At 36.8% G+C, this 24,509-nt stretch carries 29 protein-coding genes and 1 pseudogene; 7 read left to right on the top strand and 23 right to left on the bottom strand.

The features are described from left to right. The first annotated feature begins 550 nt into the window (after positions 1–550). Positions 551–1,105, top strand: coding sequence for a signal peptidase I (gene lepB / locus ACOZIR_RS06255; RefSeq protein ID WP_328120356.1), 555 nt, complete (start codon positions 551–553; stop codon positions 1,103–1,105). Between the two features lie 682 nt (positions 1,106–1,787). Here lepB and ACOZIR_RS06250 read toward each other — a convergent pair. Continuing rightward, the gene (locus ACOZIR_RS06250) at positions 1,788–2,099 is read right to left on the bottom strand and encodes a carboxymuconolactone decarboxylase family protein (RefSeq protein WP_340141834.1); all 312 of its coding nucleotides are present in this window, start codon (positions 2,097–2,099) and stop codon (positions 1,788–1,790) included. Positions 2,100–2,101: 2 nt separating this feature from the next. After that, positions 2,102–2,512: a tautomerase family protein gene (locus tag ACOZIR_RS06245; protein ID WP_340141833.1), complete on the bottom strand. Its 411-nt coding sequence runs from the start codon at positions 2,510–2,512 to the stop codon at positions 2,102–2,104. Between the two features lie 106 nt (positions 2,513–2,618). Between ACOZIR_RS06245 and ACOZIR_RS06240 the strand changes: the two genes are divergently transcribed. Then, positions 2,619–3,494 carry a LysR family transcriptional regulator gene (locus tag ACOZIR_RS06240; protein ID WP_340141832.1) on the top strand — a complete coding sequence of 292 codons (876 nt, stop codon included), beginning with the start codon at positions 2,619–2,621 and terminating at the stop codon, positions 3,492–3,494. A 112-nt stretch (positions 3,495–3,606) separates the two neighbouring features. On the opposite strand, the gene ACOZIR_RS06235 is transcribed toward ACOZIR_RS06240, so the two are convergent. The 4 genes from ACOZIR_RS06235 to ACOZIR_RS06220 all read right to left on the bottom strand — a co-directional run bounded on the left by ACOZIR_RS06235 (position 3,607) and on the right by ACOZIR_RS06220 (position 6,520). Further along, a complete protein-coding gene (locus ACOZIR_RS06235; RefSeq protein WP_340141831.1) occupies positions 3,607–4,233 on the bottom strand; it encodes a hypothetical protein in 627 nt (208 codons plus the stop codon). 20 nt (positions 4,234–4,253) lie between these two features. Further along, positions 4,254–4,790, bottom strand: a complete 537-nt coding sequence (locus ACOZIR_RS06230) for an SF0329 family protein (RefSeq protein WP_045293546.1) — start codon at positions 4,788–4,790, stop codon at positions 4,254–4,256. Positions 4,791–5,055: 265 nt separating this feature from the next. Continuing rightward, positions 5,056–5,487: a terpene synthase gene (locus tag ACOZIR_RS06225; RefSeq protein WP_328120352.1), complete on the bottom strand. Its 432-nt coding sequence runs from the start codon at positions 5,485–5,487 to the stop codon at positions 5,056–5,058. A gap of 250 nt (positions 5,488–5,737) precedes the next feature. Next, a complete protein-coding gene (locus tag ACOZIR_RS06220; protein ID WP_045293543.1) occupies positions 5,738–6,520 on the bottom strand; it encodes a GNAT family N-acetyltransferase in 783 nt (260 codons plus the stop codon). Between the two features lie 209 nt (positions 6,521–6,729). On the opposite strand from ACOZIR_RS06220, the gene ACOZIR_RS06215 reads away from it, so the two are divergent. Together ACOZIR_RS06215 and ACOZIR_RS06210 are read left to right on the top strand one after the other, a co-directional pair. Then, entirely contained in the window at positions 6,730–7,629 is a 900-nt protein-coding gene (locus ACOZIR_RS06215) for an alpha/beta hydrolase family protein (RefSeq protein WP_045293541.1), read from the top strand. A 303-nt stretch (positions 7,630–7,932) separates the two neighbouring features. Then, positions 7,933–8,550, top strand: a complete 618-nt coding sequence (locus tag ACOZIR_RS06210; protein ID WP_328120350.1) for a methanogen output domain 1-containing protein — start codon at positions 7,933–7,935, stop codon at positions 8,548–8,550. A gap of 353 nt (positions 8,551–8,903) precedes the next feature. Here ACOZIR_RS06210 and ACOZIR_RS06205 read toward each other — a convergent pair whose 3' ends face one another. The 8 genes from ACOZIR_RS06205 to ACOZIR_RS06170 form a co-directional block, all read right to left on the bottom strand. After that, complete coding sequence (locus ACOZIR_RS06205) at positions 8,904–9,740, bottom strand: alpha/beta fold hydrolase (protein ID WP_074895563.1); 837 nt, start codon at positions 9,738–9,740, stop codon at positions 8,904–8,906. A 36-nt stretch (positions 9,741–9,776) separates the two neighbouring features. Continuing rightward, entirely contained in the window at positions 9,777–10,868 is a 1,092-nt protein-coding gene (locus ACOZIR_RS06200) for a low temperature requirement protein A (protein WP_141235301.1), read from the bottom strand. A 258-nt stretch (positions 10,869–11,126) separates the two neighbouring features. Then, entirely contained in the window at positions 11,127–11,771 is a 645-nt protein-coding gene (gene ycaC, locus ACOZIR_RS06195) for an isochorismate family cysteine hydrolase YcaC (RefSeq protein WP_340141830.1), read from the bottom strand. Positions 11,772–11,945: 174 nt separating this feature from the next. Beyond that, the gene (locus tag ACOZIR_RS06190; protein WP_045293532.1) at positions 11,946–12,512 is read right to left on the bottom strand and encodes an NADPH-dependent FMN reductase; all 567 of its coding nucleotides are present in this window, start codon (positions 12,510–12,512) and stop codon (positions 11,946–11,948) included. Between the two features lie 155 nt (positions 12,513–12,667). Further along, positions 12,668–13,606, bottom strand: a complete 939-nt coding sequence (locus tag ACOZIR_RS06185) for a ring-cleaving dioxygenase (protein WP_045293530.1) — start codon at positions 13,604–13,606, stop codon at positions 12,668–12,670. 142 nt (positions 13,607–13,748) lie between these two features. After that, entirely contained in the window at positions 13,749–14,147 is a 399-nt protein-coding gene (locus tag ACOZIR_RS06180) for a DoxX family protein (protein ID WP_016766319.1), read from the bottom strand. Positions 14,148–14,496: 349 nt separating this feature from the next. Continuing rightward, positions 14,497–14,928 carry a hypothetical protein gene (locus ACOZIR_RS06175; RefSeq protein WP_328120348.1) on the bottom strand — a complete coding sequence of 144 codons (432 nt, stop codon included), beginning with the start codon at positions 14,926–14,928 and terminating at the stop codon, positions 14,497–14,499. A 40-nt stretch (positions 14,929–14,968) separates the two neighbouring features. Beyond that, positions 14,969–16,237 (bottom strand): glycosyltransferase, encoded by a 1,269-nt coding sequence (locus tag ACOZIR_RS06170; RefSeq protein WP_340142127.1) that lies wholly within the window; start codon positions 16,235–16,237, stop codon positions 14,969–14,971. 192 nt (positions 16,238–16,429) lie between these two features. On the opposite strand from ACOZIR_RS06170, the gene ACOZIR_RS06165 reads away from it, so the two are divergent. From ACOZIR_RS06165 to ACOZIR_RS06155, 3 genes are all read left to right on the top strand, one after another. Further along, on the top strand, positions 16,430–16,588 hold the full coding sequence (locus tag ACOZIR_RS06165; RefSeq protein ID WP_412762006.1) for a BCCT family transporter: 159 nt from the start codon (positions 16,430–16,432) through the stop codon (positions 16,586–16,588). 405 nt (positions 16,589–16,993) lie between these two features. Beyond that, positions 16,994–18,175: a cation:proton antiporter gene (locus tag ACOZIR_RS06160; protein WP_045293525.1), complete on the top strand. Its 1,182-nt coding sequence runs from the start codon at positions 16,994–16,996 to the stop codon at positions 18,173–18,175. 139 nt (positions 18,176–18,314) lie between these two features. Continuing rightward, positions 18,315–18,524 carry a hypothetical protein gene (locus tag ACOZIR_RS06155; RefSeq protein ID WP_045293524.1) on the top strand — a complete coding sequence of 70 codons (210 nt, stop codon included), beginning with the start codon at positions 18,315–18,317 and terminating at the stop codon, positions 18,522–18,524. A 47-nt stretch (positions 18,525–18,571) separates the two neighbouring features. Here ACOZIR_RS06155 and ACOZIR_RS06150 read toward each other — a convergent pair. The 9 genes and pseudogenes from ACOZIR_RS06150 to eutL form a co-directional block, all read right to left on the bottom strand. After that, positions 18,572–18,751: pseudogene (locus ACOZIR_RS06150) on the bottom strand (IS3 family transposase); the annotation flags it as partial. A 200-nt stretch (positions 18,752–18,951) separates the two neighbouring features. Next, entirely contained in the window at positions 18,952–19,908 is a 957-nt protein-coding gene (mdh, locus tag ACOZIR_RS06145; RefSeq protein ID WP_328120346.1) for a malate dehydrogenase, read from the bottom strand. Positions 19,909–19,944: 36 nt separating this feature from the next. Continuing rightward, positions 19,945–20,358: a BMC domain-containing protein gene (locus ACOZIR_RS06140; RefSeq protein ID WP_328120345.1), complete on the bottom strand. Its 414-nt coding sequence runs from the start codon at positions 20,356–20,358 to the stop codon at positions 19,945–19,947. Then, positions 20,351–20,635 carry a EutN/CcmL family microcompartment protein gene (locus ACOZIR_RS06135; RefSeq protein WP_045293522.1) on the bottom strand — a complete coding sequence of 95 codons (285 nt, stop codon included), beginning with the start codon at positions 20,633–20,635 and terminating at the stop codon, positions 20,351–20,353. The genes ACOZIR_RS06140 and ACOZIR_RS06135 overlap by 8 nt, the downstream gene beginning before the upstream one ends. Further along, the gene (locus tag ACOZIR_RS06130; RefSeq protein ID WP_421535532.1) at positions 20,632–21,297 is read right to left on the bottom strand and encodes a hypothetical protein; all 666 of its coding nucleotides are present in this window, start codon (positions 21,295–21,297) and stop codon (positions 20,632–20,634) included. Before ACOZIR_RS06130 ends, ACOZIR_RS06135 begins: the two co-directional genes overlap by 4 nt. Further along, positions 21,294–21,947 carry a phosphate propanoyltransferase gene (locus ACOZIR_RS06125; protein ID WP_045293520.1) on the bottom strand — a complete coding sequence of 218 codons (654 nt, stop codon included), beginning with the start codon at positions 21,945–21,947 and terminating at the stop codon, positions 21,294–21,296. Before ACOZIR_RS06125 ends, ACOZIR_RS06130 begins: the two co-directional genes overlap by 4 nt. Before the next feature lie 25 nt (positions 21,948–21,972). Continuing rightward, positions 21,973–22,266, bottom strand: a complete 294-nt coding sequence (eutM, locus tag ACOZIR_RS06120; RefSeq protein WP_013058365.1) for an ethanolamine utilization microcompartment protein EutM — start codon at positions 22,264–22,266, stop codon at positions 21,973–21,975. Positions 22,267–22,282: 16 nt separating this feature from the next. Next, positions 22,283–23,812 carry an acetaldehyde dehydrogenase (acetylating) gene (locus ACOZIR_RS06115; protein ID WP_080890207.1) on the bottom strand — a complete coding sequence of 510 codons (1,530 nt, stop codon included), beginning with the start codon at positions 23,810–23,812 and terminating at the stop codon, positions 22,283–22,285. A 34-nt stretch (positions 23,813–23,846) separates the two neighbouring features. Next, the gene (eutL, locus tag ACOZIR_RS06110) at positions 23,847–24,500 is read right to left on the bottom strand and encodes an ethanolamine utilization microcompartment protein EutL (protein ID WP_013058367.1); all 654 of its coding nucleotides are present in this window, start codon (positions 24,498–24,500) and stop codon (positions 23,847–23,849) included. Between the last annotated feature and the right edge of the window lie 9 nt (positions 24,501–24,509).

The following is a 24,509-nucleotide window of genomic DNA, read 5'->3' as shown; positions in this document are numbered from 1 at the left end:
AGTGAATACAAACTTACCACTTAAAACTTCTCCTAACAATATACCTGATAAACTAGTTTTTGTTTATCTATAGAAATTGAAAGGTTTCTTTAAAAGAATCTGGTTTCTTTGAGGTGTTGAGAGGTAACATTAATTTTTATTGAGATGATCAGCTGTTTCAAAGTAGCCTCTGCGGAGGGGTCACACTAAATAATCCATTCAAAATTCTTCAACGCAATAAAATTTGTCATACAAATTTTGATTTTCATCTTCACAACAAAAATAGTTTGTGATATACTTCACATGTAAGGACGTTCATATGAACTAACAAACTCTTGAATGTAAAGTAGAAAAAGCTATTTCACTCCGATGCCAATACGATTGAAATAGCTTTTTTTATGTTTTGATTTCGAGAACCCCCTACCACTTCTGCTGCTATGGCCTTCTATGAAGTTTATTAATCTTGTTTAAAAATCAGCCAAACAAACCTTCAATTGTTAAATTAAAGGTTTATTTCTATATATTATGTTATACTTTTAAACATGTATTACGGTTATAGAGGAGTTTTCAATTGAAACAGAAAGAGATTTTTTCGTGGATTAAATCCATTATTATTGCCTGTATTCTGGCTTTTATGGTAAGAGAGTATTTATTTACACCTATCGTAGTAGACGGTGAATCAATGATGCCGACTTTAAAAGACAGTGAACACATTATTCTTAATGAAGTGGGTAAAAATAACGCAGATAATATAAAAAGATTTGATATTATCGTTTTTCATGCTACAAAGGAAAAAGACTATATTAAAAGGGTAATTGGTTTACCGGGTGATCATATAGAGTATCGTAATGACACGCTGTATATAAACGGTAAAAAATATGAAGAGCCTTATTTAGACCAATATAAAAAAGAAATAGTAACAGGCCCATTAACTGAGGACTTTAAACTTGAGGATTATACAGGCAGCAAAACCGTTCCAGAGGGTCAATTATTTGTTATGGGAGATAATAGAATGTACAGCTTAGATAGCAGATCACCTAAAGTAGGAACAATCTCCGTAGACAAAATCGTAGGAAAAGCAAAATTAGCTTATTGGCCTTTAAAAGAATTTCAATGGATTAAGTAAAGTCTTCAAAAGCTCCCTTATCAAAGGGATCTTTTTCTATTTTTTACCAGTTTGTCACATAAAATGAAGCATTGTTGCTTTAAGTTCCACACTAACTGCAGCCCCTGTTTAAATTCATTTTTCTTTATATTTTCTGCGAAAGTGAGAAATAGCTGCTGCTCCTACACCTGCAATTAAAACTGAAAAAATAGTAGATATCGTATCATTGGCAACAAACGTCGTCACCAAAAATGCAGAAAGAAAAATAGCGACAAAACCTATTCCTAAATATAAAAGATTAATAATTGCTCACTCCAGCTGTAACATTATTCCTATGTAAAAGGTTTTACAATTAAAAACATAATGAACATAATAACGGCAAATAAAGCCCCTTGAAGAACAAAGTTAATGGGCCTATGGGTATCTTCATTAGCCTTTACAAACAGCTTGGACCATCTTGTATACATCATTAATTTTGTACAAAGACTAAACAAAACACCTGCAATGATTGAAGCAATTGCTATTTTTAAGATATGAATTCACTCCTTTCTAACATAACAGAAAGATGTCCATAACTTAACATAAAAACCTAAATAATACAAAAAGCTAGAGTCATAGGAAGTATTGTTTCCACCTCCTTCACCTCCATTGGCTACCAGCAACCACTCCCTTATTTTCAAATATAATCTTCACACCTCTTTTATTATTGCTTCCCCACTATATTCAGTGCTGCAGCTGCCTTTGGCCACCCCACATAAAAAGCCATATGAGTTATTAGTGCAATTATTTCTTTTTCAGTCACTCCATTTTTTTTTGCCAGCTGCAGATGAAAAGGCATTTGTTCAGTGTTGCCAATACTGATCAAAGCAGAAAGTGTACTCAAACTTCTTTCTTTCGATGTTAACGTTGGGTCTCTCCACACTTCCCCAAATAAGATATGTTCTCCATATTTCACAAAGTCAGGAGCAAGATCTCTCATGTCGTTCAGCAGCTTAGAATCAATACCTTTATTCATATTTATTTTTCCTCCTTTTGATTTACCATTTGTGCTAGTCCTTGCCCAAATGACCAGTTTTCAAGAGGTGTTTCGTTTAATGTAATAAAGATATTGTTTGTAGAAAGATCTAAGTCAGTGTGAAGTCCTTCTGCAATGGAATAGTATAGCTTCTTTTTCTGCTCGACCCTTCTTCCCTGCCCGCACGTAATGGAGATATAAATCATGTTATCTGTTCTTTTTTCTCCATTTTCTAAGAGATACTGTGAATCATAGAAAAAATGCTGAGGTGGATAAGGTAAAAACAGTTGAAAATAATCGTCTTCTGGGATATGAAAATGTTGGATTAAAGACTGATGAATACGATTGCTTACTTTTTTTAGTTCCTTATTGTTTAATTGATGTTCTTGATAATAAACGTTTACAAATGGCATGAATCATCTCCCTTTCTATATTCAGTGTACTTCCACACTCTTCATTTGTATAATTGAAAATAAGTACAATAATTATCGAAAAAACCGATAGAGATGAGGTTAGAAAGTGGAAATTAAAGAATTAACGACGTTTAAAACGATTGTGGCAGAAGGAACGTTTTCACTCGCAGCAAAAAAACTAAACTACGCCCAGTCTACCGTCACCGCTCATATTAAAAAGCTAGAAAAAGATCTTGGGTTTCTTTTATTTGAACGGGGTTGGGAAGCAAAACTAACAAAGGAAGGTACACTATTTGTAGAAGAAGTAGATAGCTTGTTGAAGCACTGGGAATACTCAATCTCTCAAGCACAGCGTATAAGCAAAGAGGAAAAAGGCACAATTAAAATAGGGTTATCAGAATCGATTGCTCAAAGGTTGATGCCAGCTATATTAAGCTATTTAAATGCCGAAAAACCTTACATACACTGCGATTTCACCATTGGAAACACCGCTCTTTTATCAGAACTATTACATCAAGACAAAATTGACTTTGCTGTTTGCGGACGGAATACGAACCTTTCCGGCGTAACTTTTACTCCGCTTGTTAAAGAACAAATTCAATTTATCGTTAATACCCCTGATCACCCGCTGCTACAACAGAAAACGGTAGAAATAGCAGATATTATTCACTATCCTATCTTAATAGGAGAAAATAGCTGCTATTACTATCAATCCGTCAACCACTTTTTAACAGAGAATAATTTAGCCTTTAAGCAAGTCTATAACTGCAGTGCCCTGCACCTCATTCCAGAAATGATGTTTGGATATGCAGTAGGAATCATCCCTAGAGGCACTAGTTTAAAACCAACTAATATCCCGTTTAAAGTACAAGGGTTTGACCCTGAGATGCCTATTGGGTTATTAATTTCTGTTGAAAAAAGAACCTATTTGAGTCAGACAAAAAAGAATGTTATAGAGGTAATTAAATCTTCGTTATCGTAGATCAACACTCACGTACGATAACGTATTCACCTAAAAAAATCCTCTGCTCTGGAAGCAAAGGATTTTTTATAGTTATAGAGAGTTGGGTCTCTTTTACAGATTAATATAATACTCATTCACTATCTGTATCATGAGCATAGTTTTTTGATAAGCTGTCTTTAAAATCTTGAGGAAGCGTCATATTCCTAAAGTTTAAGCCAATTAAATCTTCAACAGCTTCATTTAAATACGACCATTTAGATGGTGATTTCATTAAATGGTCTATCAAAACAGCTTCATTAAAACCTATGACACATATATCTAAGCTCCGCTCTCCCCATATTGCCCACTTTTTAGAAGAAGAAAACCAGACAATTTTTTCTGAATGATAGTATGGAGCATCCGCAGGGTAGTCCTCCGGTCCAATTTCTAGGACATTCCTATACTCTTCACTTGATAAAGAAGTAGGAAGCTTCAAGTAATTAAAATAGCCAAACTCTTTATAAAAATAACTTGTGGGATGTGGATCTAAAACCGCAACTGTAACTTCTTTTTCACTAAAGATTTTTGTTAAATATTGTACCGTAGGCCAAAACTCCTCACACATGCCCCAGTAGAACTCTTCAAATAAGTAATAATCACACCTTTGGTTAAATACTTGATGGGGCAATTCCTTATTTGTGTTGAAGATATTTTTTAGATTGTTATTAGCAGATTGAAATTCTTTGATATCTTTAATGAAGAAATTTGTGGGCTTCACAGTATAGCCTCCTTCTTTTATTAACTGGGCTTACTATTTTCAACCTTACATCTTAGTTCATAAAATTGCATAATTAAAGGGTGCACGTCCGAATTGTACTTTAGAGCTTCCAGCGTCCTTTTCCCTAACCTTCTATCTACTAATGCAAGAGCTTGAGAAATAACGTTCCCAGAATTTAATGCTCGATCAATGGACAGCTGAGGATACTTAATGAAAGTGTCATAAACATGGTCAACGTTAAAAATACCTCTATATTCTAGAATACTTGCAGTGTAGTCCATATCACTTACCTTCCCAATGAACTCCGGGAAAAATTCATATAAACACTCTGGAAAGGGGTTGCTTGTTTTTCTCTGTACTTCTCTCCAAAGTTTATCATGTTCCATTAAATATTCTGCTGAAGAAGCATTAAAAATCTCCTTCTTATCTAGAGTAATCCAAATACGTGCCTGTTCTCCAAGAGAAACGTTATATTTAGTGAAATGAATACTCAATCTATACTTCAACTTATCACAGAATAAATTCTCCATATTTTTCTTTACTTTCGTCCACTTCATGCTATTTTTGTACTCCTCTTCCCTAAAATTATACGTTTTCGTTTCTAGAAACATATTATACAAAATATACCTAGTTCAAGTTGTTTTTCTTAATATATAGAATATACTTCATCGTTCTAGACAATAAAAAGAGCATCTAACTATTCGTTTAGATGCTCTTTTTATTCACTTTGTTTCTTAATGTTTGTAAATTGATAAATGTAATTGAATTCCCAGAAAAGTATTTATGTAAACTAGTTTCATATGTGCTATACATCGTTACATTTTAATCTTGAGATAAATAAATCCAGTTCATTTCATCAAATTCTTCAATAATATAATTTGAACCTATATCCTTTAAAATTTTATTGAAAAATTTTATATTAACTTCATGATCATACAAATCTTCTTGAATGTATTCCGTAATAATAAAATTCGTTAAATTTGTATTATTAACAAAATCTGAAAAGAACGATTTTAGAAAAAATGAATCTTCTTCATTTAATTTTTCATCATTGATTAATGAAATCCTAAACACATTTAAAATCGCGTTAATATCTTCATCCTCCATATAACATAATGGATCTAGTTTTTTATCTTCTTCTGTAAATGGATTTCTCGTGTCTTCAATGACTACATAAGATAAGATAGTTCCCTCTCTTTCTACGTGGAAAATTTCTAAATCACGTAATTTTAAATTTCTATGAATTGATAGCATAAGTTCCCCCTGTTTAAATATTAATTTAAGATATTTTAATAAAGTAGATACTGTTAAACCTAACGAGTATAGTATTCAGTTTACAGTAAAATCATCTTGTGTGCTGTTAATTGGAGGGCAAGGCTTATCGACCGCCTGCGGAAAGCGATGTTTTGCACAGAAATCAACCGCAGTGTAACAAGCGATTCACTCATGCATTCCATTCGTTCGTCTGTAGATTGAATTGATTTCGTTATGTCTCATTCTTTTTTCATTTTAATACATATAAAGCGTAATCCTCTTCATTCGAAAACCCAAGTTTATTGGCTAGTGCTTTCGATGCTTTATTGTTCTTATCGCAATCCCAAGCAGGTATAACGTTCTTTTCCAAACATTTATTTATAAACGCCTGGCCCACTATCTTTCCCAGTCCTTGTCCTCTATAGGCAGGGTTAGTCACAATATCGATTTCAGCTATTGTTCCACTATGAAAAATAGACACACATTCAGCTAGAATCTTTTCTTTATGGATAAGACAGACTCCTAATCCGTTTTTTAGAAAATTACTCTCTGATCCCCAGTACTCCACTATATATGATTCATTGAAATTCTCACTTTCCCTTAAAGAATCAGCGTTAAAGCCTTTTAACTCATAGGTATTGGACAGGCTGTACGTAGAATGAACTTTTGAAGGAAGAAACCTATACTTAGAACGCGTCATTTTCTTTACATACGTGTTGAAAGTTTCGTCAAAAAAAGTTTCCCAGTCAGACGATGGAGTAAAAACTGTAAACCGCTTCTCCTTACCATACACGTTCTCAACAAAATAACGATAGAGAAAGTTATTAAATACCACGTCATTGCCTTGTCCAAATACATAATAGTCACCTGCACGTATTCTAAGAAATCCTGATGATGGCCTCATCATATCATTTACGTATACAGATCCTTCAATAACATGATTAACGACAGAAAAAGCAAATGTAGGAGTCTTAAATGACGCTTCTAACATGTTATTTATCTTGTAATAATCTTTTGGTTCTAAACAATACATTTTATTTCCCCCCTTAATACATATCACTGTCTTCATTATATAAGTGCATGCACAAATTTAGTTATCATAATGTGCTTTATCGGTACAAAAACAGCCCGACGAATAATTAAAATAAAGGTTAATTAATATTTTTCAAGCGAGCTAAATCAAAAAAATTTCATATATAAGTTTGTTATAATAAAGATTGTTAAAAGCAAGGAGGAGTATAAGTGCACATAAGAAAACATGAAAGGCAGTCATTTTATGCCGGATGTCAATTCATAAATATAGAAGATCAAGAAAATGAACACGACTTTCCTTTACTTATTATGTACCCTACATACCAAGAAGAAAAAGTGGAAAAGATGGGACCTTACGCGATAAGCGTTGCGCAAGATGCTCCACTTTCAAATGGATCATTTCCTTTAGTCATTCTTTCTCATGGAGATGGTAGCACGCCTCTTGCTTATCGAACCATTGCTCAGTTTTTAGCACGTAATGGGTTTATTGCGGGGATACCGCAACATCCGTTTAATAATCGAGAGGATAATACGCTGTCTGGAACAATAGATAACCTAAAAAATCGACCTACCCATATACGTACTGTAATCGATTGGTTTTTAAAAGAAAGTGCTTTTTCTTCATCCATTCATTCAAATAATATTTCTCTTATTGGCCATTCAATGGGAGGATATACAGCTCTTGCTGTAGCAGGTGGAATCCCTACTTCTTTTCCTTCTGAATCTCCTGATCAAAAGCCTTATTGTTTATCTGTTACTCAGGATAAACGTGTTCAATCACTGATTCTTTTAGCGCCAGCCACCGGATGGTTTAGGGAAAAAGGAGCCCTTGAAGACGTGAATATACCTATTTTAATGATTACAGGCGAAAAGGATACGATTACTCCTTCTTTTCACCGGGAATTTGTGTTAAATGGTGTTTCTGATTCGGAAAAAGTTCATCATATCGTTGTAGAAAATGGCGGGCACTTTTCATTTCTCAGCCCATTTCCCGACTTTATGAAATCTCCTACCTTCCTTCCCTCACAGGATCCGGAAGGCTTTAATCGCAAGGAGTTTCATGAGAATCTGCAAAACACTATATTGGACTTTTTATTACGTTCTTTTTAACAGATTAGTCCGTTGTACCACCTTTTCTTTTGAAGCAATTATATCTAGAAAGAGCAGTTAAAATCCTTTAGAAACTGATGAGCTTCTAAGGGATTTTTATTTCCTATAAGGTCCATGATGCTAGTCTCCTTCTTTCTTTTTAAAAAGAAACCAGTATTTACAAATAAATATTTTTAAATTCAAAAAACATAACACGCGATCTTATTAATCTGTAATAATTAAGAAATAGAGATATATAAAAAAAGTGCTGCTTATTGAATTGATATTTTTGCTCTTTTACAAAACAAAAGGGGGATTTACAATATGCCTTTAAAAAAAGGTCAGCTAAGCGGACATGTGTTTTTGGCTAAACTTATTACACAGTACGCAATGATTCATGAAAAAACGGTAGGCCCTATAGCTGAAGAATATATTAAACAAATTGGTATTCGTACTGGAGAGTGGATGGAAGACTTTTATAGCGATAAGCATGAAAAGTGGACGGTAGAGGAATATGCAGAAGTTATAATTGACCTTAAAAATTCAATTGGAGGTCACTTTGAAATTATTTCCGTTCATCCAGATCATGTGGTTGTAAGCGCTACCCAATGTCCATTTGGTGACGTCGTACAGGATGCTCCTCATTTATGCAAGATGACGTCTAGTGTGTTTGGAGGAATTGCAGCTCGTAAATTCGGCTATGGAAAAGTGAGCTTGCGCCAGCGTATTGCTCTTGGTCATCCAATGTGTGAAGTTGCTATATATTTTACAAAGCACAGTGAAGAAAATGGAGATGTGTATGAAGATCTTCCTATTACCCCTTCTTATGGTAACCCTTTCAAGTGGGAAGAGGAAACGATTCATATGCTTAATCAAGAACTTCGAAGAAGCGATGAAATGATTGAAACCCTTCTTGCGGAATTAGAAGAATTACGTAAATAGCATTGTATTACGATACTTAACTATTAAGACATTTTGTTCTAGTTAGAGAAGCAAAACAAGACGTACAAAACAAAGATCAGCCTTTAATTAAAGGTTTGCTCTTTGTTTTCATCAATCATTTTAGTTATTATGGTAAGCAGAAAAAATAAAGTAAAAGTTATTATAGCTATTTAGGGATTTTATTTGTAATCTTATGCTTAAGAATCAGATGCGTCACCCTAAAGAATCCTTGGAGCGATCAAAATGCCTTTGTTAATTGCATGAACTGATAAAAAAGAAGCGCCCTCCGGCAACTTCTTTTCGCTTTTTCTATTCATACGTCAGATTTTCACTTACAAAATAATCATTTATACTTAGTCTCTTAAAAATGACAGCAGCGCTTCGTTAAATTCGTGTGCATGCGTTGCATTTAAGCCGTGTGGACCGCCTTTTATTAAAGCTAACTTGGAACCAGAAATGGCTTCATGCGTTCGCTTTCCGCTATATTCGAATGGAACAATCTCGTCTGCATCACCGTGAATAATAAGAGTAGGTATTGTAAACTTGGCTAGATCGTCTCTGAAATCCGTTTTGCTGAAAGCAGCTATACAGTCTAGTGTTCCTTTAGGCGATGCGGCTGCTGCAATATCCCGGTTGTAAAGCCGAAATGGTTCGCTGACTAAGTCATTTCCGTCTTCTACCCCAAAAAATGTTTTTGTAAAATCATCAAGAAAAGCTAAGCGATCATTTTTTACGCCGTTTTCAAATTCTTGGATTCCTGCATCATCTAATGCTCCTTCAGGATGATCTTCTGACTTATAAAGAAATGGTGGTACAGCTCCTGCAAATACAGCTTTTTCTACTCTATCTGTTCCGTACGTTCCTACATAGCGAGCTACTTCTCCGCCGCCCATTGAAAACCCGACTAGTGTCACATTTGTTAGATCCAAATGTTCTAGCAGCTGATGTAAATCAGCAGCGAATGTTTCATAATCGTAGCCGTCCCATGGCTGAGAAGACTTTCCGAATCCTCGGCGGTCATACGTGATGACTCTGTATCCAGCCTCAACAAGAGCTGGAACTTGATATTCCCAAGATCGTCCGCTTAGCGGCCAGCCATGAATTAAGACAACCGGCTTTCCTGTCCCATGATCCTCATAGTATAGTTCAATAGGTGCTTCATTTTCTGTTCCTACATTAATTTTTGCCATTTCGCTACCTCCATTATATAGTCGTTCTTTATTTGGTTAAGTGGTCGTAAACCTAGCGTAGATAATAAAAAAGATGGCTAACTCTCCTATGATGAGGGTGTTCGGGACGACTAAAAGTAAGTTAATAATAAAAAACACAGCTAAAATCCCTAAAAACAAGCCTAAATGATACACTTTCAAACGATGTTCTTCGAATCTATACTGGTGAAAAACAAGAGTGGTTGCCATGAAGTAAAGCAGCACGGATCCGAATACAAAATATAAGCTGAATGTGTACTGAACTTCGTGTAAAAACATCAGCTTAATCGATGCTGCAATCATGCTTAGAGACATGAGGATAAGTAAGTGTCCGTAAATAATCGTTTGTCCGGCTCTTTGGATAGACTTGTTCACTTTCTTTTCTACGTTTTCAAAGTACTGCCACCACATGGCGATGATCAGGACAAATGAAATAACCGAAAATAAAATGGTGTTCCAGTCCCCTTTTTGTGGCTGTATCACAGCAAGAATGCTGACAACGGATTCTCCAAACAAAATTAATGTTAGTAACGCAAAGCGTTCTAACAAATGAGCCGTGTTGGTCGGTAATTTCGCCAGTCGCTTATGTCCTAAAATAGGTAAAATCATGTCCACTGCAATTCCTGTATATAACACGGCGTAGCGGACCCATGAATCAAAAAAGAGCGACAGAAGCGAGATAACAATCCCAATTCCAAAGCATGTTCCTAAAAACACAGCAACTTTTTTTCTCTCACTCTGTTCAAATTTTTGAACAATGAGATATTGAATCGAGGTTAACGCTCTTAGACCAATATAGCCAATCAAAAAAGAGACGTAATATTGATCAAAATCTACGGACAAGCTTGAGATCATGATAAGAACAAACAGCATTTGAAGAATCATAAAGATGCGCTGATGCAAAAAATCTTGTCCAAATCGATTGATAAACATCGTTTGGCCCGTCCACGCCCACCATATCGGAATAAAGATCAGTACAAACTTTAACAAATACTCTCCATGAATATACCCTTGTTCAACGTGAAGCAAAACATGCGTAGCAGTCGCAACGGCTGCCACAAACAACAAATCATAAAAAAGCTCCAGCCACGTAACTTTTTTTTCTTCCACTACTCCGCATCCCTTCCTATCATCTATCAGGCTGTCGTTAATATACTTTATTTTATATACAAGAGACGCATATTTCATGACAGGTAGCGTAGTAAAAGATAGGTGAGCCAGCTGTTCATCAGCCGGCTCACCTATCTAACAATTTTCTCTTATGTCGTTACGTTTTCTCCGTCACATAAATGATCCACAGATGCCATTCTACTTTCATGTCTTATATGTAAAGAGAACGACCTTTAGCAAAACTTAATTTCTGCTACGTTAGACACCCTGCTTGCTGAAATCACGCTGAGCTCCTCTATAGCTGCCCATTAAGTTTTGATAACCAGGAAGATGACTAGAAATTAAATTGCCAAAACCTTCAACGTCGTTGCGCCAGTCACGCTGAAGCTCGCACGCTACGCTAAACCAGTTCATGAGCTGCGCGCCCCCGTGGGCCATGCGCGTTAACGCTGCATCCGCTACTTGCTTATTAAATGTCCCTGAAGCATCTGTCACAACAAACACTTCGTAGCCTTCTTTAATAGCAGAAAGCGCAGGAAAAGCAACGCAAACGTCTGTAACTACACCCGCGATAATCAGCTGTTTTTTCCCGGTCGCTTTAATTGCTTTAACAAACTCTTCGTTGTCCCACGCGTTAATTTGTCCAGGACGAGCTATTTTTGGCGCATCAGGAAACAAATCAACGAGTTCTTGCATGAGCGGGCCGTTGGGTCCATTTTCAAAGCTAGTTGTTAAAATAACCGGTAAATCAAAGAATTTAGCCGTATCACCAAGAGCCAATACGTTGTTTTTAAATTCATCAACACCATAATCACGTACAAGGCCGGAAATAAGGCCCGTTTGGTGGTCAACTAAAAGCACGGCAGCATCATCTTTTGAAAGGCGAGAGTAAAGATCAGACATTTTATAATCCTCCTTAAATTAAGGCAAGTAAGGATACATGTACCTTTTCCATTCCTTACAAGCGGTCTATAATTTGAACGGTTTTTTGGATTTCATTTATGATCTGTTGAGTAAAACATATATAGAAAGAAAAGCTATTTCTGAGGTGAAGGTTCGTGAGGTGTGTTCTCTTTCTTAATCTAGAACAGGAACAGGCGCTTGATCAATCCAATGAATGAACTGCTGTAAGTAGCGCTGAAGATAGCGTTTTGTTGATTCATCAGTAAGTACCTTTTGTTGAGCATCAACTTTTTCATGAACTTGCGAAATCAGCATTTTGTGAAATGGCAAAACATTAACTTGCATAGCTTCCAGTACTTCTCTCGTTTGCATTTGAGCAAAAGCCGTACCAAATCCTCCAGGAGTTGCGCCAATGAGACCAACTGGTTTTCTGTTTAAAACAGAAGAAGTGCGAGGTCTTGATGCCCAGTCCAAGGCATTTTTTAACACCCCTGGAATTCCGGAATTGTACTCTGGACTTACAATAATAATGCCGTCAACATCTTGAATCGCAGCTCTAAAAGATGCGACAGATTCTGGTGATCCGTCAGCTTCTAGGTCTTCATTAAAAAAAGGCAGGCTGCTTATTTCAATCCAGCGATATTGAGCTGAGTCATCTAATGTAGTCAATGACTCAGCGATCATTCGGTTATACGAATTCTGTCGTAAACTTCCACAAATAAGACCAATGGTTTTTGTCATCTATTCACCTCCTTACTTGGAATTAATTTCATATTACCACGGTGTTTCAAATATAGATATTAGTTTTATATATAGATAAATTAATTCCTTCTTTGTACCTAATTTAGGGTTGAACTAACTTTTTACTATTACTAAAAGAATTCTTTTAGTAAAGTTCAGTCTAATTCTCTCACTTCAAAAGGAATCAAACCTCTTTCAATTTGATCTCGATGGGTTTCGTACTGTTCAGGCAGCATGAGCTTTTCTCCCATTGTTTCAAGTGACTCATCATGTGCAAAACCTGGAGGGTCTGTTGCAATTTCAAATAAAATTTCTCCGTGTTCTTTAAAATAAATCGCATTAAAGTAATTTCGATCTCGAACAGCCGTCACTCCGTATCCGCTGTCGGCTACGTATTTCTGCCATTCCAACTGATCTTCATCATCTTTTGCTCGCCATGCAATATGGTGAACCGTTCCAACGCCCATTTGCCCGCGTCCAATGGTTGTTAATTTTAAATCGATGATATTGCCAATGTCAGCTGATGATTGAAAACGTATAAAATCTCCTTCTTGCCCTACTTTTTGTAGACCCATTACATTTTCTAATAACTGAGCTGTTTCACCAGGTCGAACCGATAATAACGTAGCGCCTCCGAATCCTTTAATAGCCACTTCAGGTTTAATTTCACCAGTTTGCCACGTATTCTTTTCGCCTTCTTCTCTTTCCACAATCTCTAGATGCAAACCATGAGGATCGTCAAACTCTAAATACTGTTCTCCGAATCGCTCCATCTTTGTAGCTGTAACTCCAAACTTAGCTAATCGCTGTTCCCAAAAGCCCATCGCACCTTTTGGTACCACATAGGAAGTTACGCCAACTTGCCCGTCGCCTATTTTTCCTTGTCGTGCATTTGCCCACGGGAAGAATGTAATAATCGTTCCTGGTTTTCCGCCTTCATTCCCAAAGTAAAGGTGATACGTTCCCGGGTCATCAAAGTTTACCGTTTGTTTGACCAAGCGTAAGCCTAACACGCCCGCATAGAAATCAACATTTTCCTGAGGATGACCTACAATCGCCGTGATATGATGAATACCCGCTGTTTTTTTACTCATTACTACCATCTCCTTCGATATATTTTTCGTCATACGTTTTGTTATCCCTTTTAAAATTACAGCTATTTATCATTAATATCTCGAATTCGAGATATTAATCAAAAAATAAAAGCATCTTTCTTATTCCAACCCATTCTCTCTTTTAGAAAATAAAAGTGTCTATCGCATAATAACCTGGTCCTGCAATGGCTACACCGATTGCTACCACTAAAAGCGTAAGATTATATTCATACCCATTTTGTGTTGCCCAGTATCCATTCGGACCGTGTACTTTCACAATCGCCATGACCATTGTTCCGGCAATCAAAAGCGCTCCAAGCGGCGTAAGAAGTCCTGCAGCAAATAAAGCTCCTCCTACCAGCTCGGATAATCCCGCCATTAACGCCATTCTAACTCCCGGCTTCATTCCGATGGATTCAAACCATCCTCCCGTTCCTTTTAAGCCGTGACCGCCAAACCAGCCAAATAACTTCTGAGTTCCATGTGCCATAAAAGATAATCCAATGACCAAACGTATTAACAATAAACCAATGCTCACCATTTTTTATTCCTCCTATTTTTTCATCATTTTAAAATCTCGAATTAAAATATCTTGAATTAAGGATAATTATAAAACCATATGATTCTACTGTCAACATAAATTTTTATATTTTTCTGTAGCTAGTTGAAACGCTTAGCGACGTATTAAAAACATATTCATGATTTTATATGGATATGAGCATGGGAACAGAAAATATAAAAGCTAAATTGTATTATTTCTTGAATAAAAAAAAGAAGTTACCCCTTGGTAACTTCTTTCTCTCGTCTACTATGCATGTATAGTTCAATAACTGGATACTGAAGTTATCACCTTGCTTATCAAAGGGATATCTGGATCACTTGAATTAGTATCATTTTGTTCCTAATTTATCAATTAATTTAAGCGTATCATTGTATAGACTTAATTGATATCTCTGGGACTCTAATTCAGGTGGGATACGGATTTGTAAAGGTATCGAAGAAAGATCGAGTACATCCAAAGATGATTTCTTTATAGAGTAATTTTCTACGTTTTTATTAGCTTGTTCTGTTATGTATTCTCCTAATACCTGTAGTTGAACCGCCCATTTTTGTCCATCAACTGTGGGTAGAGAATTCGTTTTGGACCAGTCGTTAAATGTAGTGAGTACACCGGAAATATAGGTATACCCATGCTTCAGTTGCAAAAGGAATTGTTCATTTTGTTTTAACTGCTGCTTTTTATTTCTGCCAAATGGGTTCAACCTTAAACTCTTTTCTGCTTTCCTTAATTCCTTTTCGACCTGATGAAGTTCCTGAAGCAAGTTGGTTGTATCATCTATTAAATTTTCTCCTTCAACCCATCTATTTATCCCGCAATTTGTGTACTACGCTTTCTATATGCTTCACCGCTTGATATACACCATTTTCCGATTGAATGATGCTTTTTATTTGTTGAGCATTTTCACTATACTCTTCATTTTCTACTTGTTCTAACGCCTGAACCAATTCGAATACTTGGAGATTTTTTTCTTGTAAAGGCTTTAGTGAATACCCTTTTTTATAGAGGAGATTTGCCCAAAACGGTTGATCCACTGTAAACGGAATGATAATTTGTGGTACGCCACTCAGTAAAGCTTCAGACATTGTTCCAACACCTCCATGATGAATAATGCCTTTAGCACGTTTAAATAAAAGTCTATGGGATGCACCTTTAACGGCGAGTATATTCTCTTGTTGATTAAACTTCATACCACTTGTTCCTGTTAACACCATTGCGCGATTCTCCGTCTCCTTTAATGCCTGAACTAACTTTTGTTTAAAAATTGATGGACTCTTTAAGGGCATAGAACTAAATGATACTACAATAGGCTTCTTTCCTTTTTCTAGAAATTTTTCTATTTCATTGGGTAGCACCTCTTCCTCTACATCTAAAAAGAAAAAACCTGGTAGACATACAGAACCTTTCCAACTCTCTACTTCTTTGAAAAGAAAAGGACTAATCGGATAAATTATAGGAATAGGTGCACCGTTTACTTCATATGTGTAAAGTCCGGCTTTTCTCTTTGGGAATTTTAACGTTTTTTCTCTAAAATTATTAATTTCTTTCATAAAAGGGTACTCACTGAACTTTACTATCTTGTAGGATAATCTATTTAATGTAGGACCAAAGCTTTGTTTTGACGATAAAGAGAAATTTGGGAACTCTGTAATTGGATACATAATTGGAACGGGCGGTAAGCAAATGCAAGGAATATGATAGTACAGCGCAATATCAACGGCACCAAGAGCTTTAGGATGATAAATGATTAGATCTGCTCCTTGGGAAGCCTGATAAAAATCATCCATACTTTTTCTGTAGGATGGAGCAATTTTTTCTTTTGAAAATTTCATTATTTTAAAAGGTGAAAACCTTTTACCATTAAGTATATCTTTTCCTTCCTCGCTCTCCATTATTGCCATCAAATCAGTAGCAGCGGAATGAAAGGAAACCTTATTTTCTTCAATAAAACGTTGAAACGTCGCACCTGTACAAATGACTACTTCATGTCCATTCTTAATCATTTCTCGAGCAAGTGCAATATAAGGCTGTACATCTCCCCTACTGCCTAACGTTAAAATTGTCACTTTCATAATTTTCACCCCCCATAATAAATAATAACTTAACTTTTTTGTTTTGCTGCAACTATATTCTAGCTTATGTATAAAGTTTTCTTATTTATTTAATTTTTGATGTCGTTAAGTTAAATGATAATGTCTTACGGTTTGCGATAGTTCTTGCATTCACAAATAATTTACTCTTTGCAGAGGTAATAAGGCAGATTAATCCTATTAGGTACAGGTGGCCTGCAAGGCATGCAAGCAGCTATTATTGTCAGTGCATTACCATTAGGGATTGTTCTTCTATTCATGTCCTATGCATTAATTAAGTCCTTCCGACAAGAAGTTTCTGAAGATAAAAAGCAAAATAAAAAAACTGCTTAACTTATTTCAATATGAAATTTTAAAAAGTTTATGATTTATTTTCAAATCGGTATTTATATTTTTGTTTGAGAGAAACTTTATAGTAAACATCATGTATGTAAGCTTTGTTAAAGGTTGTTTCCTTTTAGTGAGGAAACAACCTTTCTCTTCTTGCATGTTTGTAAGCACAAACTTACTTTTCTCTGATTGAAATTGTATTCAAATTTATATTATTTAGCATTATATAAGTAATTTATTACTTATTAATCATACTTTAGGAAAATATTATCTATGATAAACAAAGTTATAAGAAAAGCCGTATATCTCTCCAGGTGACAGAAACCTATCCATAAAGAGAATGTACCCTTAACAATACTTGGCACATGAAGCATAATTTCAGTTTTAAAGAGACAAAGGAGCATAAAAATGGTTACATATTGGATTATTTTATTAGCTATCGCTGTAGGGGTAGTGTTTATCGCAGAAAAAATGAAACAGCCTTATCCTACTTTCCTTGTAGTAATGGGATTAATCATTGGTTTAACTCCGATTCCTGGGTTAGGAGAAATAAAAAGTTATGCAGCCAATGACACCGTGTTTCAAACAACCGTTATTTTTATCTTCTTATCAGCTTTGTTAGGGGATGCAGCACTTAAACTGCCCTTTGATGAACTAAAAAGCAATAAGCAATCTATTTCTTTATTAGCTTTTTTAGGTACATTTCTTACCTTCTTATTAGTTGCTGCTTCCACTTATTTTTTCTTGCACCTTTCTTTGCAGGAATCCTTAATTTTCGGTGCACTTATGGCAGCTACTGACCCTGTATCCGTTCTAAGCATTTTTAAGTCAATGGGCCTAAACAAGCGCCTCTCCATTGTGGTCGAAGGAGAAAGTTTAGCAAATGACGGAGTTGCTGTTGTACTATTTCAAATTGCTGTGGTAACTACTGCCTTGAGCTTAACAGGTACATTGAATGCGCTGCTTGAATTTCTGAAAGTTGTAAGTGGAGGCATATTGATTGGTGGAGTGTTTGGTTTATTAGCTTCTCGTATTACATCTAAGATTGATCATTATTTAGTGGAGACTGGATTATCAATGGTTCTATTTTATGGTACGTTTCAGCTTGCTGAACACTTTGATGTTTCTGGGGTAATATCTGTAGTAGTAGGTGGCGTAATCTTAGGAACTTATGGACGAAACGTAGGCATGTCAGATCTAACACATGAAAAAGTGAATTCCTTTTGGGAAACAATCGCCTTTCTCTCCAATGCGCTGATTTTCTTACTAGTAGGATTAGAAGTGAGTCGTATTGATTTTTTAGATAAAGGATGGCTTATCGTTGGAAGTATTCTTATTGTTCTTTTAGCACGTTTTCTCGCTGTCTATATAAGCTTAGCTTTTGATAAATCCATTCCAACTTCATGGAAACCTATTATTTCATGGGGAGGATTAAAGGGATCTCTTTCAATTGCGCTTGTTTTAGGCATTACACCCGAATTTGAAGGAAAAAATCTGTTATTAGCAATGACATTTAGTAATGTAGTCTTTTCTCTTCTTGTTCAAGGAACAACACTAAAAAAATTAGTTTCATTTTTGAATGTAAAATAAACGCCTATACTAAAAGAAAGCTGATGTTATGTTTGAAACTTTTCTTACACCCACTCGTATATCCATAAGGAACAACCTTACTCCTTTCTTAGTCAACATACAATAAATACGCGATAGAAAGCGTACAAGGAGGAATTAGATGGAATCAAAAATGAGTTGGTGTATTAAAAACCCTTCGTTTTATTTGGGAGCTGTTTTATTTCTCATCTTTGGTAGCCAATGCGTTATGGGATATATAAAAGAACATCAATTCTACGTTTTAGAGAGCATATTGAGTATCATAGGTGTTTTTATGATTGTTCTACCGTTGAAAAAGAAACTTGCTCCTCATTCACCAAAAAGCACTTAGTTATATGGGACTGACCCCTGATTTCGAGACAAGGATCAAAACACCTTTTAAACAGCCAGTTTTCGGTATTGTACCGGTGACTGGTTGTTTAGTTTTGTTTGAATACGGATATGGTTATAATAAGTAATGTGGCTTTCGACAGTTTGTTCTACGATGGCAGTCGTAGTACATGTTAACTCATCGAGGTAAAATGTTTCAGACTTTAGGGTGGAATGAAACGATTCAATTCAATTGCTTTTAATTTCACTTCTACTGGATAGCTCACTCTTGCCCCCATAGAAAAAACACCTCCAGGTTATTGTTAGGTACTGCATACCCGTTTTTTAACTTAAAGGTGTTTTTTATTTGTCTCACTTCATGGGGGCAGTCCCTAGCAGCTAAAGGCTTTTAAAAGCTATTTTATGTTTTGTTTTGACTAAAGGCTGATTTAGCTGAATACTTCTGATGACTCTAAAATAGTCATAACGCTTTGTACGGATTCGATTGAACGTTTTAGCCCTTCATTTTCCTTTTCCGTTAAAGGAAGTTCAATGATATGTTCAATTCCATCTCCTCCTAGGATTGTTGGTACACCTAGGTAAAGATTATTACAGCCATATTCACCTTCTAGATAAGCTACGGAAGGGAGAATTCGCTTCTTATCCTTTAGAATCGCTTCTGCCATTTGAACCATAGAAGCAGCAGGAGCATAATAGGCACTTCCATTTCCAAGCAGGTTAACGATTTCTCCCCCACCTTTGCGCGTTCGCTCTACAATAGCTTCTATACGTTCAGGTGAAATGATTTTATCAAGTGGAATTCCTCCAGCATACGAATAACGAACTAATGGCACCATATCATCTCCGTGGCCGCCCAAAACAAACCCTGATACATCTTCAACAGAGATATTTAATTCTTGAGCCACAAATGTATTAAAGCGGGCTGTATCTAATACACCAGATTGGCCTATTACTCGATTTTTAGGGAACCCCGTGGTTTTATAACAAACGTACGTCATTGCATCGACTGGATTACTCAATACAATAATATAACTGTTTGGTGCATGTTTTTTTACATTTTCCGATACTTCTTTCATAATTTTTGCGTTTGTTGAGACTAGGTCATCACGGCTCATTCCCGGTTTTCTTGGAAGTCCTGCAGTAATTAATACTAAATCTGCATCCTGAATGTCTTCATAGCTAGATGTCCCCTTGATATTAGCGTCAAACCCTTGAACTGGGCTTGCCTCTAACATATCAAGTGCTTTTCCTTTGGTCGGATTAGTCTGGGAAGGAATATCAACTAATACTACGTCTCCAAGTTCTTTTTGCGCCATCATTAATGCTGCTGTGGCTCCTGTAAATCCCGCTCCAATTACAGCTATTTTTTTACGCTTAAATGCCATGATTTATCCCCCATTCCTCGTTGTTTATATGTATGGTTATTCTACTTTTTGATCTTCTTCTACAGCAGCAGAATCTGCTTTTGCTTTATATTGAATACTGGATTTTGTTTTAGCAGCAGATGATTTTTTAGTCGTTTTATTGTCTTTAGGTGCTGCTTTTGACTGCGATTCTTTATTTTCATCTTTTAATAGGCTATTTCCAACCTCTTCATCGGGATGAGGAATTACGTGTGCTGACACTAATTCTCCAACGCGAGCCGCTTCTTCTTTTCCCATATCTACAGCTGCCTGTACTGCACTAACATCACCTTCAACTAACACGGTTACAAGAGCTGCATCCACTTTTTCTTGCTTCACTAAGCGAACATCAGCTGATTTTAGCATCGCATCCGCTGCGACGATTGAACCTATTAAGCCTCTTGTTTCAATCATTCCAAGAGCTTTAGCCATTCTCTCCACCTCTTTCTATATCAACAGAATCTATAATTCCGATAATAATCGCATCAATGGGTAATGGGGTGTCAGATGCCATATGTGCTGCGGCACTTCCTTGAGTAACCATTACCTTATCACCAATCCCGGCTCCAATACGATCAACGGCAATAAAAGAAGAGTCGTTATTCGATTCATTTAAAAGTTCAGGTTGAACAACTAAAAACTTTAAACCGCGTAAATTATCTTCTTTTCTTGTTGCCCAGACGTTGCCAATTACCGTCCCTATTTTCATAAAACATCCGCTCCCTCTACGTCTATCACGCAAATTTCTTTTCCTAATTCTCTTGCTATATCGCGTGCCAAAGGAGTGATAATCGTTTTAGGTGAAACCGTAATTTTTTCTTCTTCTACTAATTTCACATGTCTTTGGGTTAGCACTCGTTCTGTAAATGATAAAGAATGTCTGTTTAAGCCTGATTGCAAAAATCTCTCAAACGATTGGATTTTCACCCCAAAGCCTTCTAATGTATTTTTATAAGCAATTAAATGGGCTGCATATTTGTTGTTTACTGGCTTTTTTTGATTACTGGACAGCAAAACGTTTCCTAAAGTTACAGAAGGAATGAGTGAAACAGAAATTCCTTCTAGCAAAGCCTCAGCCAAAAGAGAACTCTCTAGTGTATCTGTAATACCAAGCGCTCCTTTTACAAGCAGGTCTTGCTTTGCTTCTGCAAATAAAATACCTTGTATATCTTTTGGAAGGTTTTCTTTTTGCTCATCGCTGTAAACCAGTGTCCAGCTTGTTTCTAACTTTTTAATTTGAATTGGATCAATTGCTGCCGACTCTTTCACGATCAGCAGCTTCGGCTTTACGTTTAGGTGCTGCTTGTCTGATTTATCTAATCGTTTTAAAACTTCTACTACAATTTGTTCAATCAGAGCATGATGGTTCATAAAGCTTCCTCGTATAGAGAAAGAATCCCTGTCGCTCCGGTAGAAATTAGCCCTGCATTCGCTTCATCTGTATCAATATGCATTTCAAGCTTGAACTTTGGTGAAACTCGAATTAATACACGTTCAAGCGTAGTAGGCCTTTCTCCTTGAGAGGTAATTCGAACACACTGACCATTTTTTACACCATAAGCTTCAGCATTACCTGGCGTCATATGAATATGAGCTCGTGCAATGATTAACCCTTCTTTCTTGTAAATGCTCCCCTTTGGTCCAACTAATGTAATCGCTTCTGAATTCCTTATATCTCCAGACTCACGTAATGGAGGAACAGCACCAAGTTTAATTGAATCTGTTTTACTGACCTCCACTTGAGTTATATTTCTTGCTGGGCCAAGGACTCGCACCTTTTCGATGCTTCCTTTAGGCCCCACAATGGTAACTGTTTCATTAGCTGCAAATTGACCAGGCTGAGACAGGCCTGATTTTTTTGTTAGTTCATACCCTGCTCCAAAAAGAGCTTCTACATCTTCTATACTTAAGTGACAGTGTCTAGCAGATACAGCCATTGGGACTGTATTGCTTTGCTTGGTTGTTTGACTTAACTGCTGAACAACCTCTGCTACAATCGATTGAATGGCCTGCTTATTCATGCGCTATGCTCCTAACTTTTTAAGCTTATAGTTCACTATCGATTTTCGGTAAAATACTTTCTAGTTCATTGTGTGGACGTGGGATAACATGAACGGAAATAAGTTCTCCAACACGCTGTGCAGCTGCCGCACCAGAATCTGTCGCTGCTTTTACCGCGCCTACGTCACCGCGTACTAAAACCGTTACAATTCCTCCACCTACGTGAACTTTACCAACTAAATGTACGTTTGCTGCTTTTACCATTGCGTCTGCTGCCTCTACTGATGCTACTAATCCTTTTGTTTCAATCATTCCTAATGCTGTTAGTTCTCTTGCCATTTTTAATTCCCCCTAATTAGTTTGTTTGATATTTTTGAAGTGCTTGATTAACCATTTCAGAAATTGCTGCTGAATCAATCGGTCCCTGTGGCTTTAATTGATTCATAACTTCGTTGACAATTTCCTGTACGTCTTGATGATCTTTTGTATCTGATGAAGCAGAGGTAGAAGATAAAGATGGTTTTGGAATTGTCACCTCTTTTGTGCCGTAAGCCATTCGCTTAATATTTAATAAATGGCGAGCGGTCACATTGTCTGACGTAATGTTGCCTCCAAACGAACCGCACCCTAGTGTAAAGGATGGCTTAAGTCCAGTCGTACCACCCACAGCTCCCACTGACGAGAGTGTGTTGACCATCAGTCTTGAGACCGGCATTTCAAGAGCAAACGTTTTAGCTACCGCATCATCGTTTGTATGAAGCGATAAGCTGTGACCTCTTCCACCAAGATTTAATAAGCTTAAACATAATTCCCTTGCTTGCTCTTCGTTCTTAGCTGTATACAATGGAAAAATAGGTGCTAGCTTTTCAATCGAAAACGGAACATCCTTTGCCACCTTTGTCTCTTCAGCAACTAAGATTCGTGTATCAGAAGGTACTGTAATACCTGCCATTTCAGCAATTTTTACAGCACTTTGACCAACAATATTTGGATTAAGCTTCTTTGGAATTGGTGAAATCACTTTTTCCATTTTGGCTTTCTCTTCTGAATTTAAGAAGTAGGCTCCATTATTCTTTAATTCTCTAATAGCCATTTGTTGAATATTACGGTCAACAACAATCGCTTGCTCGGTTGCACAAATCGTGCCGTTGTCGAACGTTTTGCTATCGACAATCATTTTTACTGCTTGGTCAACCTTTGCAGTTTTTTCAATATATACAGGTACATTTCCTGGACCTACACCGTAAGCTGGCTTCCCAGAACTATACGCTGCGCGAACGAGAGCACTTCCGCCTGTTGCTAAAATTAAATTCACATCTTTATGCTTCATTAATTCATTGGTTGCAGCCATAGAAGGATTGGAAATCCAACCAATAAGTCCTTCCGGAGCTCCCGCTTCGACTGCTGCACGCGCACAAATTTTAAGCGCTTCTACTGTACAGTTCATTGCCCGGGGGTGAGGGCTGACCACTAGAGCATTTCTAGTTTTTAAACTAATTAATGTCTTGAAGATAGCCGTTGAAGTTGGGTTGGTTGTAGGAATAATTCCAGCAACAACCCCAAAAGGAGAGGCGACTTCTACCACTTTGTTCGCTCTATCTTCGTGAACAATACCTACTGTTTTTTCATTTTTAATTGATTCATAAACAGCTCTAGATCCTACCTCATTTTTAATTTTCTTATGTTCTACAACACCCATCCGCGTTTCTTCAACTGCCATTTTTGCTAATTCCAACGCTTTAGAATAAGCTGCTTCGGCAACTCGTTCAACGATGCGATCTACTTGCTCTTGTGTAAAATTCAAGTATACCTGCTGTGCGGCTTTTGCCTTTTCCACTGCATTTCGCATCTCCTGTAAAGATTGAAGATCTTGATCAAACTGCACATCCAACAACTCCTTTCTACTGTCTATAAGCTTTTTAATAATGAACTGGATTTCTTGCAATGTCTAAAATAGCCTGGCGGAACGCATCAGCAGCTGCTTGACAGGCTGATTGAGATCCTGTTAAAAAACCACCGCCAAAATTTGTTTCAGAAGGAGGACCAAAAAATTTCACAAGCTCTACATCAGCTGCTTTAAGCGCTACATCAAGTCCATACATAGCCTCTAGTGGCGGGGCAATTAAATAAGCTAGTGGTTCGCCAATATCGATTCCTGCTTCTTTAGAAAGGTAAGAACCTGTCCTTGCCACCACATGTGCATACAGCGCGTGATTTTTTTCTTCATCTAATGCTTCAAAATAGGCATCTGATTTCGTCACTTGTAAAATGGCATCAATGCCAGCTTTAACTTCATCTGGACTTGGACCCGCTAATACACCAATCATTTCACCTGATAGCGGACCTGACGCATGAGCAGCACCAGCATAAAAGGAACGGGCATAAGCTACCTCAACATCTGCTCTTTTGGTGGCTTCGTCTAAAGCTGTATAGCCCACGTCATCAATACTTGATGTAAACATGGCTAAACTTCTATGGTAAGGCTGCAAGTTAAACTGCTGAACTAAAGCGTCATCCACATTTGGAATCACACGAACGGCTAAAATGTCAGCATGGATACGTGTTAAAGCCACTCCTATTCA

This window comes from Priestia sp. D3YE.R1 (genome assembly GCF_049199565.1).
In the GTDB taxonomy this organism is placed as follows: Bacteria; Bacillota; Bacilli; order Bacillales; family Bacillaceae_H; genus Priestia; species Priestia aryabhattai.
This window is presented reverse-complemented; position numbering and strand designations above follow the sequence as displayed.

Excerpts from the sequence above, each read along its gene's own strand:
- ACOZIR_RS06210 (WP_328120350.1), top strand. The coding sequence starts at position 7,933 with ATGCCTTTAAAAAAAGGTCAGCTAAGCGGACATGTGTTTTTGGCTAAA.
- ACOZIR_RS06140 (WP_328120345.1), bottom strand. The coding sequence starts at position 20,358 with ATGGCTAAAGCTCTTGGAATGATTGAAACAAGAGGCTTAATAGGTTCA.
- ACOZIR_RS06180 (WP_016766319.1), bottom strand. The coding sequence starts at position 14,147 with ATGGTGAGCATTGGTTTATTGTTAATACGTTTGGTCATTGGATTATCT.
- ACOZIR_RS06245 (WP_340141833.1), bottom strand. The coding sequence starts at position 2,512 with ATGCCATTTGTAAACGTTTATTATCAAGAACATCAATTAAACAATAAG.
- ACOZIR_RS06155 (WP_045293524.1), top strand. The coding sequence starts at position 18,315 with ATGGAATCAAAAATGAGTTGGTGTATTAAAAACCCTTCGTTTTATTTG.
- eutM (WP_013058365.1), bottom strand. The coding sequence starts at position 22,266 with ATGGCAAGAGAACTAACAGCATTAGGAATGATTGAAACAAAAGGATTA.
- ACOZIR_RS06170 (WP_340142127.1), bottom strand. The coding sequence starts at position 16,237 with ATGAAAGTGACAATTTTAACGTTAGGCAGTAGGGGAGATGTACAGCCT.
- ACOZIR_RS06130 (WP_421535532.1), bottom strand. The coding sequence starts at position 21,297 with ATGAACCATCATGCTCTGATTGAACAAATTGTAGTAGAAGTTTTAAAA.
- mdh (WP_328120346.1), bottom strand. The coding sequence starts at position 19,908 with ATGGCATTTAAGCGTAAAAAAATAGCTGTAATTGGAGCGGGATTTACA.
- ACOZIR_RS06205 (WP_074895563.1), bottom strand. The coding sequence starts at position 9,740 with ATGGCAAAAATTAATGTAGGAACAGAAAATGAAGCACCTATTGAACTA.
- ACOZIR_RS06250 (WP_340141834.1), bottom strand. The coding sequence starts at position 2,099 with ATGAATAAAGGTATTGATTCTAAGCTGCTGAACGACATGAGAGATCTT.
- ycaC (WP_340141830.1), bottom strand. The coding sequence starts at position 11,771 with ATGTCTGATCTTTACTCTCGCCTTTCAAAAGATGATGCTGCCGTGCTT.
- ACOZIR_RS06230 (WP_045293546.1), bottom strand. The coding sequence starts at position 4,790 with ATGAAGTGGACGAAAGTAAAGAAAAATATGGAGAATTTATTCTGTGAT.
- ACOZIR_RS06220 (WP_045293543.1), bottom strand. The coding sequence starts at position 6,520 with ATGTATTGTTTAGAACCAAAAGATTATTACAAGATAAATAACATGTTA.
- ACOZIR_RS06190 (WP_045293532.1), bottom strand. The coding sequence starts at position 12,512 with ATGACAAAAACCATTGGTCTTATTTGTGGAAGTTTACGACAGAATTCG.
- ACOZIR_RS06185 (WP_045293530.1), bottom strand. The coding sequence starts at position 13,606 with ATGAGTAAAAAAACAGCGGGTATTCATCATATCACGGCGATTGTAGGT.
- ACOZIR_RS06225 (WP_328120352.1), bottom strand. The coding sequence starts at position 5,487 with ATGCTATCAATTCATAGAAATTTAAAATTACGTGATTTAGAAATTTTC.
- ACOZIR_RS06160 (WP_045293525.1), top strand. The coding sequence starts at position 16,994 with ATGGTTACATATTGGATTATTTTATTAGCTATCGCTGTAGGGGTAGTG.
- ACOZIR_RS06125 (WP_045293520.1), bottom strand. The coding sequence starts at position 21,947 with ATGAATAAGCAGGCCATTCAATCGATTGTAGCAGAGGTTGTTCAGCAG.
- ACOZIR_RS06135 (WP_045293522.1), bottom strand. The coding sequence starts at position 20,635 with ATGAAAATAGGGACGGTAATTGGCAACGTCTGGGCAACAAGAAAAGAA.